Below are 14,547 nucleotides of genomic sequence, written 5' to 3' on the forward strand. Positions count from 1 at the left end.
GGGTCTGACGCGGCCCTGCGGGGAGACGGGCGCAGACCCGCCCCCGCCGGGCCTTGGAGGCCACGAACAAGGGAGCTTCACCATGACCGATCGTTCGTTCGCCCAGCCCACCCGCCGCCGATTCCTGGCGGCGGGCCTTGCCGCCGGCACGGCGGTCTGGCTCGGCCCCGGCCAGGGCTGGGTCAAGGCCGCCCGCGCCGCCGGGCCGCCGGCCAAGGCGACCGGCCAGGCCGTGATCGGCCTATCGCAGGAGCCGACGGTGTTCAACCCGCTGATGCTGCACATCGAGGTCGATGAGGGTGTCTATTTCAACCTGTTCAGCCCGCTGTGGCAGGTCGACCCCGAGGGCAAGTTCATCCCTGATCTGGCGGCCGAGGTGCCGACGCTGGAGAATGGCGGCATCTCGGCCGACGGGCTGACCTGGCGCGTCAAGCTGCGCGACAACGTCAAATGGCATGACGGCACGCCGTTCACCGCCGACGACGTGAAATATACCATCGACCTGATCAACAACCCGAAGTTCCGTGCCGCCCGCCGCGCCGGGCACGAGCTGGTGCGCGACCTCAAGGTGGTCAGCCCGACCGAGCTGACCTGGACGCTGGAGAAGCCCTACGCGCCGTACCCGTCGATCCTGTCCTGGACCTTCATCGTGCCGAAGCACCTGATGGAGAAGGAGGCCGACCCCAACGCCTCGACCTTCGCCACCAAGCCGGTCGGCACCGGGCCGTTCAAATGGGTCGAGCGGGTGCCGGGCGACCACATCACCCTCGCTGCCCATGACGGCTATCACCTGGACGGGCCGTATCTCGAGCGGCTGGTGATCAAGTACATCCCCGACCTGACCGTGCTGTTCACCCAGTTCACCACCGGCGACATCGACTATATCGGCCTGCAGGGCATCACCGCCGACCATTACGAGGAGGCCAAAGGCCTGGCCGACCGCGAGGTCTCGCCGGTGCCGCAAGCCTTCATCGAGAACATCGCGCTGAACCGTGGGCTGCCGATCTTCCAGGACCCGGCGGTGCGCGAGGCGCTGTACACCGCGATGGACAAGCAGAGCATCATCGACAGCATCTATTACGGCCTGCCGACGCCGTCGGAATCCTTCCTGCCGAAGCAGTCCTGGGCGTTCAACCCGGACCTGCCGAAGCAGGCCTACGACCCCGACAAGGCGAAGCAGATCCTGGACGATGCCGGCTGGAAGCCGGGCGGCGACGGCATCCGCGAGAAGAACGGCGTGCGGCTCGAATTCGTCAACTCGACCACCGCCGGCAACCATGTGCGCGAGCAGGCGCAGCAGCTGCTGCAGCAGAACTGGCTCGACATCGGCGTCAAGATGAACATCAACAACCTGCCCCCGGCGGTGATGTGGGGCGACTACTGGATGCAGTCGAAATTCGAGACGGCGATGGTCGGCATCTACTTCATGGTCGGGCCTGACCCCGACGCGACCGACTATTTCTCCAGCCGGTCGATCGGCGCCAAGGGCGGCGGCGGCCAGAACACGACGCAGTATGAGAGCGCCGATGTCGACAAGCTGCTGGCCGAGGGCGCGTCGACGGTCGATCCGGCCAAGCGCAAGGCGGCCTACTTCAAGATGCAGGAGTTCACGCGCAAGGACCTGCCGTACCTGCCGATCTTCCAGTACGCCATGGTCCAGGGCGTGAAGAAGGGGCTGACCGGCTTCACCCCCAACGTCAATGTCCAGGAGAATTGCTGGAACGCCCACACCTGGTACTGGGCAGCCTGAGGAGGCGGCCGCCCGGGGACGGAGGAGGTCATGCCGCAATTCCTGTTCGGCCGCGCGCTGCAGAGCCTGCTGCTGCTCTGGCTCGTGTCGATGATCGGCTTCGCCGTGCTGCACCTGGCCCCGGGCGGCCCGCTGTCGCAATTCGCCCTGGTCCCGGGCATGACGCAGGAGCGGCTGGCCCAGATCGCCCATGAGATGGGCCTCGACCGCTCGCTGCCGGTGCAATACTGGGAATGGGCCAGCCGGCTCCTGACCGGCGACTGGGGGCGGTCCTACCGCGACCAGTCGCCGGTGCTGGACGTCATCGGCTCGCATCTCTTCGCCACGCTCGAGCTGATGGCGACGGCGATCCTGGTCGCGGTGCTGCTCGGCGTCTGGATCGGCGTCATGGGGGCGGTCCGGCGCTATTCCTTCGCCGACATGCTGGCGACGGTCGGCGCCATGGTCGCGCTGTCGATCCCGACCTTCTGGTTCGGCCTGGTCGTGATCTACATCTTCTCGGTCCGGCTGCAATGGCTGCCGGCGGGGAACATGTACACGGTCGGCGACGGGTCGCTGCTCGACTTCCTGCACCATCTGATCGCGCCGGCCCTGGTGCTGGCGCTGGTCGAGGTGGCGATCTGGAGCCGCTACATGCGCGCCTCGATGATCGACGTGATCAACCAGGACTATATCCGCACCGCCCGGGCCAAGGGCCTGCCGGAGAAGCGGGTGCTGATCCGCCACGCGCTGCGCAACGCGCTCCTGCCGATGATCACCCTGGCCGGGCTGGAACTGCCGACGCTCTTGGGCGGCGCGCTGGTGACCGAGACGGTGTTCACCTGGCCCGGCATGGGCCGGCTGTTCCTCGATTCCCTCGGCTATCGCGACTATCCGGTGGTGATGGGGATCCTGATGGTCTCGGCCCTGCTGGTGCTGCTCGGCAACCTCTTGGCCGACATCCTCTGCGCGGTCGCCGACCCGCGCATCCGGCTGGATTGAGGGGAGGGACGATGACCGCGACCGCCGCCGACCCCAACGCTGCCGCCGAACCCGCCCGCCGCACCGGCAACCGCGGCTGGCGCCGCTTCCGTCGGCACCGGCTGGCGATGATCGGCGTCGCCTGCATCCTGCTCTTGGTGCTGGCCTGCGTCGCCGGCCCCTGGCTGCTGCCCTTCGACGATTTGCGCATCGACATGCGCGCGCGTTTTGCGCCGCCGCTGACGGGATGGCACCTGTTCGGCACCGACCCGCTCGGCCGCGACCTCTGCGCCCGCCTGCTGATGGCCGGGCGGATCTCGCTGTCCGTCGCCTTCGCCGCGATGGTGATCAGCACGATCGTCGGCTCCACCATCGGGGTCGTGGCGGGCTATTACGGCCGTGCGGTCGGCGCCGTGCTGATGCGCCTGGTCGACGCCATGCTGTGCTTCCCCGCCGTGTTCCTGCTGCTGACCCTGGCGGCGCTGCTGAAGCCCGACCCGATCATGATCACCCTGATCATCGCCGCGACCAGCTGGATGGAGGTGGCGCGCGTGGTCGAAAGCCAGATCCGCACATTGCGAGAGCGCGACTTCACCTTGGCGGCGGAGATGATGGGCGCGTCCGACGCCCGCATCATGGTCGACGAGCTGCTGCGCAACGCCATCGGCCCGATCGTGGTCGCCGCCACCCTGACCGTCGCCCGCGCCATCCTGATGGAGGCCTATATCAGCTTCCTCGGCTACGGCATCCAGCCGCCGACGGCGAGCTGGGGCAACATGCTGAACAACGCCCAGCAATACCTGACCTCGGCGCCCTGGCTGGCCCTGGTGCCGGGCATCGCCATCACGCTCGCCGTGACCAGCTTCAACTTCATCGGCGACGGGCTGCGCGACGCGCTCGACGCCCGGCTGGAGTCGTGATGGCCGAAGCCCCGATCCTCGAGGTCCGCGACCTGGCCGTCACCTTCCGCGGCGAGGCCGGGGCGCTGACGGTGGTCAACGACGTCTCCTTTTCCGTCCGCCGCGGCGAGACGCTGGCGCTGGTCGGCGAATCCGGCTCGGGCAAGAGCGTCACCAGCCTGGCGGTGCTGCGCCTGCTGCCGCCGGCGCCGCGCTGCACCATCGCCGGCTCGGTCCGCTTCACCGGGCATGACGGCCGCAGCCGCGACCTGCTGCAGCTGCCCCCCGAGGCGATGCGGGCGGTGCGCGGCGACGAGATCTCGATGATCTTCCAGGAGCCGATGACCTCGCTGAACCCGGTGCACCGGATCGGCGACCAGATCGCCGAGGCGGTGACCTTCCATCGCGGCCTCGGCCGCAAGGCGGCGCTGGCAAGGGCGGAGGAGCTCTTGGAACTGGTCGGCATCCCGGAGCCGCGGCGCCGCCTGGCCGCGTACCCGCACCATCTGTCGGGCGGCATGCGCCAGCGGGTGATGATCGCCATCGCCCTGGCCTGCGACCCCAGCCTGCTGATCGCCGACGAGCCGACCACGGCGCTGGACGTCACCGTCCAGGCGGGGATCATCGACCTGCTGAAATCGCTGCAGGCCAGGACCGGCATGGCGATCATCTTCGTCACCCACAATCTCGGCGTGGTGGCCGAGATCGCGGACAGCGTCATGGTCATGTATGCCGGCCGGATCGTCGAGCGCGGCGACGCCGTCGGGCTGCTGCAGCGGCCGCGCATGCCCTACACCCAGGGGCTGCTGCGCTCGGTGCCGCGGATCGATCGGCTGGAGTTCGGCGGCGGTGTGCTGCCGGCCATCCCCGGCAGCGTCCCGGACCCCGGCCGGCTGCCGCCCGGCTGCTCCTTCCACCCGCGCTGCGGTCACGCCCGGCCTGGCGCCTGCGACGCCGCGGTGCCGGCGCTGGAGGAGGCGGATGGCCGGGTGGTGCGCTGCCTGCGCTGGCGCGAGATCGAGGCGGGGGCGTGATGACGAGGCTCATGAAGGACCGTTCCCACCAGCCTCAAAGCCGTCATGGCGAGGAGCGAAGCGACGTGGCCATCCAGGGGCCGGTGCGAGCGGCCCTGGATGGCCACGCCCCTGCGGGGCTCGCCATGACGGTGATGGGCATGAAGGGCGGTGCGACGTGACCCAGCCCATCCTCGAGCTGCAGGAGCTCAGCAAATCCTTCCCGGTCGGCGGCTCGCTGTTCGGACGCGAGCGGCTGCAGGTGCGGGCGGTCGACCGCGTCTCCTTCACCGTCCGCCAGGGCGAGGTGCTGGGGCTGGTCGGCGAATCCGGCTCGGGCAAGAGCACGCTGGGCCGCACGCTCTTGCGGCTGATGCGGCCGACCGGCGGGCGCGTGCTGTTCGAAGGCGCCGACATCACCGATCTCGGGCGGCGCCAGCTGAAGCCGATCCGGCCGCGGCTGCAATTCGTGTTCCAGGATCCGGCGGCGTCGCTGAATCCGCGCATGACCGTCGGCCGCATCGTCGCCATGCCGCTGACGGTGCAGAAGGACGCGCCGCCGGCGGCGGAGCGGGCGGCCCGGGTGGCGGCGGCGCTGGAGACGGTCGGCCTGTCCGCCAGCCATGCCGAGCGTTTCCCGCATGAATTCTCCGGCGGCCAGCGCCAGCGCATCGGCATCGCCCGGGCGCTGGTGACCGAGCCGCGGCTGCTGGTGGCGGACGAGCCGGTCTCCGCCCTCGACGTCTCGGTCCAGGCGCAGATCATCAACCTCTTGATGGAGGTGAAGCGGCGGCTGGACCTGACCATCGTCTTCATCAGCCACGACCTCGCCGTGGTCGGCCAGATCTGCGACCGGGTGGCGGTGATGTATCTCGGCCGGATCGTCGAGATCGCGCCGGCCCGGGCGCTGTTCGGGACGCCGCGTCACCCCTATACCGAGGCGCTGCTGTCGGCCGCGCCGATCCCGGACCCGACGCTGCGCCGCCCGCGCATCCTCTTGAAGGGCGAGCTGCCCAGCCCGTTGTCGCCGCCCTCCGGCTGCGCTTTCCGCACCCGCTGCCGCTACGCTTTGCCGGCCTGCGCCGAAGCCGCCCCGCCGCTGCAGCCGGTCGGGGAGGGGCACCTCAGCGCCTGCATCCGGCCGGAGCTGGCCCTGGCCTCGCCGTTGAGTCCGACAACCGCCTGACCGGGCCGGCCTCGTCCGGCGGCGTGCCGATTGTCCAGAATGTCGGACATCGGGCCGTGCCGCCGCGTTGACGCCGGCGCCGTCCGAACCTCATGCTTTCCAAAAAACAGAACCAGGGCGCGGGCGACAGCCACGGGCCCGGGCCTGGGAGGAACGCGTGAAAACCGGCTTCAACCTGCTGGTGGTGGGAGGGGCGATCTCGCCCGCCGACCGCCCGGTGCTGGAATCCCTGAAGCGCCACGGCTATGACGGCGTCGAGGTGCCGGTCATGGCCGGGACCGAGATGCACTACGCCGCCCTCGGCCGGGTGCTGGACGAGCTGGGGCTGGCCCGGACCTATACCACCATCATCCCCGATCCCGACCACAGCCCGTTGAGCGGCGATCCCGCGATCCGGCGCCGCGCCCGCGACCGGCTGGCCTGGGCGATCGATTGCGGCCATGCCCTCGGCGCCACGGTGATGGGCGGCCCGTACCATTCGCCGCTCGGCGTGTTCTCGGGATCCGGTCCGACCGAGGACGAGCTGGCCAACCTGGCCGAGGCGCTGCACTGGGCCGCCGGCCGGGCGCAGGAGGCCGGGATCCACCTGTCGATCGAGGCGGTGAACCGCTTCGAATGCTATGCCCTGAACACGATGGGGCAGGCGGAAGCCCTGCGCGCCCGGGTCGGTCACCCGAATTTCGGCTTCATGTACGACACCTTCCACGCCAATATCGAGGAGCGCGACCCGGTCGGCGTGATCGCCCCCCATGCCGCCGGCATCACCCATGTCCATCTGTCGGAGAATGACCGCGGCATCCCCGGGCGCGGCCACGTGCCGTTCGCGGCGACGCTGAAGGCCCTGCGCGGCATCGGCTATGACGGCTGGCTGACGGTGGAGGCCTTCGGCCGGGCGCTGCCCGACCTCGCCGCCGCCACCCGGGTCTGGCGCGATCTGTTCCCCGATCTCGACACGCTGTTCGGCGAAGCCATCGCCCTGATCCGGCGCGAATGGGAGGCGGCGGCATGACCGGCGCCGCGCCGCGCTTCGAGATGCGGGGCATCCGCAAGGCCTTCCCCGGCGTGGTGGCGCTGGACGGCGTGTCCTTCGCCTGCCGGGCCGGCGAGATCCACGCGCTGTGCGGCGAGAACGGCGCCGGCAAGTCGACTTTGATGAAGGTGCTGGGCGGGGTCCATGCCCCGGATGCCGGCGAGATCCTGGTCGATGGCGCGGCGGCGCGCTTCGCCCACCCGGCCGCCGCCCACGCCGCCGGCATCAGCATCATCCACCAGGAGCTGAGCCTGCTGCCGGACCGGACGGTGGCCGAGAACATCCATCTCGGCATCGAGCCGGTGCGCCGCTTCCGCCTCGACCGCGCGGCGATGCGGGACGGCGCCCGGTCGCTGCTGGCCCGCCTGTCCTCCGACATCGACCCGGACACCCCGGCGCGCGACCTGACCATCGCCGAGCAGCAGACGGTGGAGATCGCCAAGGCGCTGGCCATCGATGCCCGCATCCTGGTGATGGACGAGCCGACCGCGGCGCTGGACGACATCGAGGCGGCGCGGCTGCTGCAGCTGGTGCGCGGCCTGAAGGATGCCGGCGTCGCCGTGGTCTATATCTCGCACCGGATGCCGGAGGTGTTCGCCATCGCCGACACCGTCACAGTGTTGAAGGACGGGCGCCACGTCGCCACCCGGAATCGGGCGGAGACCGGGGCGGACGAGGTGGTGCGGCTGATGGTCGGCCGTCCGCTCAGCGACTACTACCCGCCGCTTCCGGCGGACCCGCCCGGCGAGCCGGTGCTGCGGGTCGAAGGCGGCGGCAACGCGCTGCTGGCGGATATCGATCTCACGGTGCGCCGTGGCGAGATCGTCGCCGTCGCCGGGCTGGAGGGCTCGGGCAAGACGGCGCTGGCGCGCGCCGTGGTCGGGGCCGAGCCGTTCCTGAGCGGCCGGATGTGGATCGGGGCCAAGGAGGCGAGGCCCGGCTCCGTGCGGGCGGCCCTCTCGCACGGCCTCGGCCTGGTGCCGGAGGACCGCAAGCGCGACGGCCTGGCGCTGATGCAGTCGGTGCGCTGCAACGGCCTGCTGGCCCGCCGCGGCCTGGCCGGGCTGTTCTCACGGCCGAACGGCAAGGCGGTGGGGGCGGCGGCGATCGACGGCATCCTCGCCGCCGTCGATGTCCGCGCGGTGAGCTGGGAGCAGGAGATCCGCCTGCTCTCCGGCGGCAACCAGCAGAAGGCGATCCTGGCGCGCTGGCTGGCCTGCGACCCGCAGCTGCTGGTCTTCGCCGAGCCGACCCGCGGTGTCGACGTCGCCGCCAAGGCCGCGATCTACCGGCTGATGCGCGATTTCACCGCCCGTGGCCGGGGCATCCTGGTCGCCACCTCCGACCTGCCCGAGGCGCTGGGCCTGGCCGACCGCATCCTGGTGATGCGCGAAGGCCGCATCGTCGGCGAGCGGCCGGGCGGCGCGACCGAGGAGGAGGTCATGGCCCTGGCCACCGGCCATCGTTCCGATGCCGTCGCGGCGATGGGGGCGGCATGAGCGCGGTCGCCGCCGCCGGTCGCCCCCGCCGCCGCGCCGAGCTGCCGGTGCCGGCGATCCTGATCGCGGCCTCGGTCGTGGGCTTCACCGCCACCGCGCTGGCCACCGGCCAGTCGGCGCAGTTGTCGGCCGGTGGCGTGATCGCGGTCCTGGAGCGGGTGGTGGCGCTGGGGCTGGTGGCGCTGGGCCAGACCTTCGTCATCCTGGCGCGGTCGATCGACCTGTCCGTCGCCAACCTGGTCAGCGTCGCCGCCGTCATGGCGTCCTGGATGATGCAGGGCGACCCGGCGATGATGCTGCCGGCGGTGGCGGCGGTGCTGGCCATCTCGGCCCTGGTCGGGGCGGTTAACGGCCTGCTGGTGACGCGGCTGGAGATCAACCCGCTGATCGCCACGCTCGGCGTCGGGCTGGTGCTGCAGGGGCTGCTCAGCGCTTCCTTCCAGAATTTTGCGGGGGCGGTGCCGGAGAGCTTCCAGGTCTTGGCTTACGGCCAGGTCGGGCCGGTGCCCTATCCGGTGATCGGCCTGTTCGTGCTGACCGGCTGCGCCGCCTTCGTGCTGCGCTCGACCCGCTTCGGCGCCCATCTCTACGCCACCGGCGGCCATCCGGACGGGGCGCGCCTGGCCGGCATCCGCACCCATCGGGTGACGCTGGCGGCGCATGTGATCTGCAGCCTCGGCGCCGGGCTGACCGGGCTGTACCTCGCCAGCCGCCTGCGCTCCGGCGCCCCCTGGGTCGGGCGCGACGGCCTCTACGATCTCGAATCCATCGCCGTGGTGGTGATCGGCGGCACCATCCTGGCCGGCGGCCGCGGCGGCGTCTGGGGCACGCTGGCCGGGGTGATCCTGTTCGGCACGCTCGACGCCGTCTTCACCATGGTCGGCATCGACGCCTTCGTGAAGCAGGTGCTGCGCGGCGGCATCGTCATCGCCGCGGTCGCGGTCTATGCCTACCGGACGCGGGGGCATGTGGCATGATCGAGACCACCGAGCCGCGCCCGATGACCAAGACCCTGCCGTCGCCGCTGCGCCGCCTGGCCGCGATCCGCCCGACCTGGTGGGTGCTGATCGCGCTGCTGGTCGCGATCGCCATCGCCAGCCCGGCCTTCCTGGAGCCGCAGGGCTACATGAACTTCCTGCGCCGGGCGGCGCCGCTGGCGATCCTGGCCGCGGGCCAGCTCTTCGTCATCGTCACCGGCGGCTTCGACCTGTCGGTCGGGTCGCTGATCACCCTGGTGGTGATGGCGTCGTCGCTGCTGATCCAGGGCGACCCGGCGCAGAGCTGGTGGGTGATCGCGCTGGTCTACGGCATCGGCCTCGCCGTCGGCCTGTTCAACGGGCTGGTCGTGTCCTGGCTCAAGGTGCCGTCGATCATCACCACGCTCGGCATGCTGCTGGCCCTGAAGGGCATCGCGCTGGCCTGGTCCGGCGGGTCGCCGCAGGGCTACCTGCCCGACAATTTCCGCGATTTCGGCCGGCTGACCTGGCGCGGCCTGCCGGGGATCGACCTGCTGCCGCTGGCCGTCGTGGTCGCCATCGTCGCGGTGGCGCTGCTGTGGTGGCTGATGCACGGCACCGTGCTGGGCCGGCTGCTGCTGGCCGTCGGCGACAATCCCCGGGCGGCGGAGCTGGCGGGCACGCGGGTGCGGCTGGTGCGCACCATCGCCTTCGTCGTCTCGGCCCTGTCGGCCGTCACCGCCGGCATCCTGCTGGGCGGCTTCGCCGGAGTGTCGACCAATGTCGGCGACGGCTACGAGCTGCAGGCCATCGCCGCTATCGTCATCGGCGGCGCCCAGCTGCTGGGCGGCCGCGGCACGGTGCCCGGCGCCGTGGCCGGGGCGCTCAGCCTGTCCGCCCTGTTCACCCTGCTCAACCTGATCGGCCTGCCCAAGCCGCTGCGCGACGCGGCCCAGGGGCTGATCCTGATCGTCGCCGTGGGCTGGAGCGTCTGGCGGCGGCGGAGGGGAGGTGCCTGACCGGACCGGCTTCGCGACGACCATCCAAGCACAAAGCCAAACGACGAGGGAGGAACGCCAATGCGTATCGGGATGATGATCGGCACCGCCGCTGTGCTGGCCCTGGCGGCCGGCGCGGTCCAGGCGCAGAGCTTCGACGACCCCAAGGAGTTCGAGGCCCAGCGGGCCCTTATGTCGGCCAAGGCGGAGGGCCCGGCCGACAAGCCGTGGGAGCAGCACTACGGCAGCCAGATGGTCGACACCGCCAAGTACAAGAAGCCCGGGCCGTACAAGCTGTGCTTCTCCAACGCCGGGGTCGGCAATCCCTGGCGGGTCGTCGGCTTCACCACCATGCAGGCCGAGGTCGACGTCCACAAGGCGGACATCGCCTCCTTCACCGTGGCCGATGCCGAAGGCAAGGACGACAAGCAGATCTCGGACATCAAGGCGATGCTGGCCAGCGGCAATTGCGACGCGCTGATCGTGTCGCCCAACACCACCGCGGCGCTGACCCCGGCGGTGGAGGAGGCGTGCAAGCAGGTGCCGGTGATCGTGTTCGACCGCGGCGTGCTGACCGACTGCCCGGTCACGGTGGTCAAGCCGATCGGCGGCTACGCCTTCGGCATCGCCGCGGCGGAATACATCGCCGCCAACGTGCCGAAGGGCGGCAAGGTGCTGGCGCTGCGCATCCTGCCCGGCGTCGACGTGCTGGAGAATCGCTGGGCCGCGGCCAAGCGGATCTTCGACGAGAAGGGCATCGAGGTGGTGGGCGCCGAATTCACCGACGGCGACCGGGCCAAGACCAAGTCGATCGTCGAGGACACGCTGACCCGGGTCGGCAAGCTCGACGCCGTGTGGATGGATGCCGGCGCCACCAGCGTCGCCGCGATCGAGGCGTTCGAGGACCAGGGCATGGACGTGCCCATCGTCACCGGCGAGGACCAGCAGGACTTCCTGCAGAAATGGAAGCAGTCGGGCATGAAGGCGGTGGCGCCGACCTATCCGACCTATCAGTGGCGCACCGCGGTGATCGCCGCCGTGCGGGTGCTGAAGGGCGAGGCGGTGCCGGGCCCGGCCTGGTCGCTGCCGCAGCCGACGATCACGGCGGAAAACCTCGACAAATACGTCAACGACAAGATGCCGCCGCTGCACTACGCGATGTGCGGCTGCGAGGGGATGCCGGACTATCCGCAACGATGGATCGGCAAATGAGGCCGATCCGATAATGCTACTGGTGCGGCCGTCTGATGGCGGTTTCTCCGCTTCCGGTGCTCACGGACTTAACGTCCGCTGCGCTCCGGTTCTCGAAACCACCACCAGCCGACTCGCACCAGCGCATTCTCGAACAGGCCTCGGATACGACGCGGGGTGGGTCTAGTGCCCACCCCAAGCAGAGAGCGGAGGATCCCATGGGCGACACTCACATCACCGGCGCGATGATCTGGGACGGCAGCGGCCGCGACCCGTATCCGGGCCAGGTCGTGGTCCGCGGCGACCGCATCCAGGCCGTGGCCCCGGCCTCCGAGCGGCTGGATGCCGGCGGCTGCGAGGCGGTCGATGGCGGCGGCGCCACGCTGCTGCCGGGGCTGGTCGAGGGCCACGCCCATCTGTCCTTCTGCGGTGCCGCGCGGAACACCGATCTCGGCGACGTGCCCGTCGAGGAGCATGTGCTGGAGACGATGTGGAACGCCGAGCTGCTGCTCGACCACGGCTTCACCAGCTGCTATTCGGCCGCCGCCGCCAAGACCCGGCTGGACGTGGTGATCCGCGACAAGGTCAATCAGGGCCGGCTGAAAGGACCCCGGATCAAGGCGGCGAGCCCGGAGATCACGGTCACCGGCGGCCTCGGCGACGAGACCCGGCTGCACCTGGCCCGCGCCAGCTTCGGCATGGTCTGCGACGGGCCGGAGGAGGTGCGCCGCGCCGTCCGCATCTGCATCCGCGAGGATGTCGACAACATCAAGATCAACATCTCCGGCGACGATTTCGTCGATCCGGCCAAGGGCGGCATGACGGTGATGTCCCAGGCCGAGGTCTCCGCCGCGGTCGAGACCGCGCATGATTTCGGCCGGCGGGTGAACTGCCACGCCCGGGCCAGCGAGGCGGTGAAGCGCGCCATCCGCGCCGGGGTCGACGTGATCTACCATTGCGAGCAGGCCGACACCGAGGCGCTGGACATGCTGGAGGCGAAGAAGGACCAGGTCTTCGTCGGCCCCGCCATCGGCCTGATCTACAACACCATCCACGAGGCCGGGCCCTGGGGCATCGACGAGGCCAAGGCGCGCAAGCTGGGCATGCATCTGTGCATGGAGGCCAGCCAGCGTACCTATGCCGAGATGCGCAAGCGCGGCATCCGCGTCGTCATCGGCGGCGATTACGGCTTCGCCTGGACGCCGCAGGGCACCAACGCCCGCGACGTCGAGCATTTCGTCAAGCTGTTCGGCTACACCCCGTCCGAGGCGCTGCAATGCGCCACCCGGATCGGCGGCGAGCTGATGGGCATGGGCGACCGGCTGGGCCAGGTGCGCGAGGGCTTCCTGGCCGACCTGATCCTGGTCGATGGCGACCCGCTCAAGGACATCAGCCTGATCCACGATCACGGCGCCATCCGCATGGTGATGAAGGACGGGGGCCTGCACCGCCTCTCGCCGCGTCGCGCGGTGCGGGCAGCCGCCGCCGAGTGACGCGGTGGCGGGTGTCCACCAGTCGGGCGTGGAGATCCTGCTCGGGGTCGTCGACCGGCTGATCGACGCCCCTGGCGGAGTTTCGGTCGCCGCCCTGGCCGAGGGCCTGGCCGTGCCACGCTCCAGCCTCTACGCCGTGCTGCGGCCGATGCTGGCCGCCGGCTGGCTGGAGGCGCCGCGGCGCGGCACCGTCCGCCTCGGCGCCGCCTGGTTCGATCTGGCGGTGGCGCTGGAGGCCGATGCGGCGCAGTCGGCCGCGCCATCCCGGCCGCGGCTGCAGGGCATGTCCGGCCCGGCGCGCTCCTTCCTGTGGAATCCCGGCTTCACCGAGTTGGTCGATGCGGCCCCCTTCGCCCGGCCGCCGCCCTATGTCTTCGGCTTCTCCAACGGCTCGCGCGCCAATCTCTGGCGCCAGGGGCTGCTGCATGGCGTGCAGTTCGCCGCGGCCGAGCAGGCCGAGCGCATCGCCGCGCTGCGCATCGCCCATGCCGATGACGATCCCGCGGCCCAGGCCCGCGACATCGACGCCTTCCTGGCCATGGGCGTCGACGCGCTGATCGTCAGCCCGCTGGAGACCGAGGCGCTGCTGCCGCCCCTGGCCCGGGCCCGCGCCGCCGGGCTGCCGGCCGTGATGGTCGACCGGCTGCTGGGCGACGCGTCGCATTCCGTGGTGCAAGTGGCGGGGCCGGACACCGCGATCGGCCGGTTGCCGGCGCAATGGCTGGTCGAGACGCTGGGCGGCCGCGGTGCGGTGGTGTTGATGGTCGGCGACCCGGAGATCGGGCCGCTGCTGCGCCGGGCCCGGGCGGCGCGCGAGGTGTTCGCCCTGGCGCCGGGCATCCGCATCCTCGACACCGTGCACACCGAGATGACGGTCCCGGCCGGCCGCCGCGCCATGGCCGGGCTGATCGAGCGCTGGGGCGACGCCATCGACGGCGTCTGGTGCGACAGCGGCCTGCATGGCGCCGGGTCGATCCAGGCCTGGGTCGATGCCGGATATGACGGCAGGGTGCCGCCGCACACCGGCGGCGACCAGAACGCGGTCTACCAGCTGGCGATCCTGCACGGGGTGAAGCTGGCGGCGATGGACTTCCCGCCGGCCATGGGCATCCGCGCGGTCGAGGCCGCGCTCGACATCCTGGCCGGCCGCACCCTGCCGCGGCGGATCGAGGTGCACACGCCGCTGGTGATCAGCCGGGGGTGGGAGACGGCGTCGGTCCGCGCCGATGTGTTCGTCGAGGACCATGTGCGCTGGGACCGGCCGCCCAGCCTGATCCTCGGCCACGGCATGGGCGAGGATTACGACCCCACCACCTTCGTGGTGGGCAAGGGGGCGGCGGCGGATGGCGGCGCCCGGTCGATCCTGCGCACGCTCGACATTTTGGTCTGGCTCAAGGCGCATGGCGGCGAGGCCGGCATCGCCGACCTGCTGGAGGCGGTGGCGATGCCGCGCTCCTCGCTGCACGATCTGCTGGGGCCGCTGGCGGCGCACGGGCTGCTGCAGCGCGGCGGCCGTGGCCGGATCCGCGCCGGGCCGCGGGCGCGGGCCGCCGGCTTCGCCGCGATCGGCAT

The 14,547-nt window shown here is 70.9% G+C and carries 13 protein-coding genes; all 13 read left to right on the forward strand.

The window, feature by feature from the left end; all coding sequences use genetic code 11:
* Nucleotides 1-82: 82 nt before the first annotated feature.
* The gene (locus tag BWR60_RS25010; protein WP_088154063.1) at nt 83-1,750 is read left to right on the forward strand and encodes a peptide ABC transporter substrate-binding protein; all 1,668 of its coding nucleotides are present in this window, start codon (nt 83-85) and stop codon (nt 1,748-1,750) included.
* A 30-nt stretch (nt 1,751-1,780) separates the two neighbouring features.
* The gene (locus BWR60_RS25015; protein WP_088154065.1) at nt 1,781-2,731 is read left to right on the forward strand and encodes an ABC transporter permease; all 951 of its coding nucleotides are present in this window, start codon (nt 1,781-1,783) and stop codon (nt 2,729-2,731) included.
* Between the two features lie 11 nt (nt 2,732-2,742).
* The gene (locus BWR60_RS25020; RefSeq protein ID WP_088154067.1) at nt 2,743-3,630 is read left to right on the forward strand and encodes an ABC transporter permease; all 888 of its coding nucleotides are present in this window, start codon (nt 2,743-2,745) and stop codon (nt 3,628-3,630) included.
* Nucleotides 3,630-4,643, forward strand: a complete 1,014-nt coding sequence (locus BWR60_RS25025) for an ABC transporter ATP-binding protein (protein ID WP_088154069.1) — start codon at nt 3,630-3,632, stop codon at nt 4,641-4,643. Before BWR60_RS25020 ends, BWR60_RS25025 begins: the two co-directional genes overlap by 1 nt.
* A gap of 11 nt (nt 4,644-4,654) precedes the next feature.
* Complete coding sequence (locus tag BWR60_RS38320) at nt 4,655-4,804, forward strand: hypothetical protein (protein WP_230983171.1); 150 nt, start codon at nt 4,655-4,657, stop codon at nt 4,802-4,804.
* Nucleotides 4,801-5,808 carry an ABC transporter ATP-binding protein gene (locus BWR60_RS25030; protein ID WP_230983172.1) on the forward strand — a complete coding sequence of 336 codons (1,008 nt, stop codon included), beginning with the start codon at nt 4,801-4,803 and terminating at the stop codon, nt 5,806-5,808. The genes BWR60_RS38320 and BWR60_RS25030 overlap by 4 nt, the downstream gene beginning before the upstream one ends.
* A 157-nt stretch (nt 5,809-5,965) precedes the next feature.
* Complete coding sequence (locus tag BWR60_RS25035; RefSeq protein WP_088154073.1) at nt 5,966-6,817, forward strand: sugar phosphate isomerase/epimerase family protein; 852 nt, start codon at nt 5,966-5,968, stop codon at nt 6,815-6,817.
* A complete protein-coding gene (locus BWR60_RS25040) occupies nt 6,814-8,337 on the forward strand; it encodes a sugar ABC transporter ATP-binding protein (RefSeq protein ID WP_088154087.1) in 1,524 nt (507 codons plus the stop codon). Before BWR60_RS25035 ends, BWR60_RS25040 begins: the two co-directional genes overlap by 4 nt.
* Nucleotides 8,334-9,314: an ABC transporter permease gene (locus BWR60_RS25045; RefSeq protein WP_088154075.1), complete on the forward strand. Its 981-nt coding sequence runs from the start codon at nt 8,334-8,336 to the stop codon at nt 9,312-9,314. Before BWR60_RS25040 ends, BWR60_RS25045 begins: the two co-directional genes overlap by 4 nt.
* The gene (locus tag BWR60_RS25050) at nt 9,311-10,312 is read left to right on the forward strand and encodes an ABC transporter permease (protein WP_218823669.1); all 1,002 of its coding nucleotides are present in this window, start codon (nt 9,311-9,313) and stop codon (nt 10,310-10,312) included. The genes BWR60_RS25045 and BWR60_RS25050 overlap by 4 nt, the downstream gene beginning before the upstream one ends.
* Before the next feature lie 60 nt (nt 10,313-10,372).
* Complete coding sequence (locus tag BWR60_RS25055) at nt 10,373-11,503, forward strand: ABC transporter substrate-binding protein (protein WP_088154077.1); 1,131 nt, start codon at nt 10,373-10,375, stop codon at nt 11,501-11,503.
* Nucleotides 11,504-11,700: 197 nt separating this feature from the next.
* Nucleotides 11,701-12,975, forward strand: a complete 1,275-nt coding sequence (locus tag BWR60_RS25060; RefSeq protein ID WP_088154079.1) for a metal-dependent hydrolase family protein — start codon at nt 11,701-11,703, stop codon at nt 12,973-12,975.
* Between the two features lie 4 nt (nt 12,976-12,979).
* Nucleotides 12,980-14,547: substrate-binding domain-containing protein (locus tag BWR60_RS25065; protein ID WP_088154081.1), on the forward strand; the 1,568-nt coding region annotated here is incomplete at its 3' end.

The organism is Inquilinus limosus, assembly GCF_002195995.1.
Classification (GTDB): Bacteria; Pseudomonadota; Alphaproteobacteria; order DSM-16000; family Inquilinaceae; genus Inquilinus; species Inquilinus limosus_C.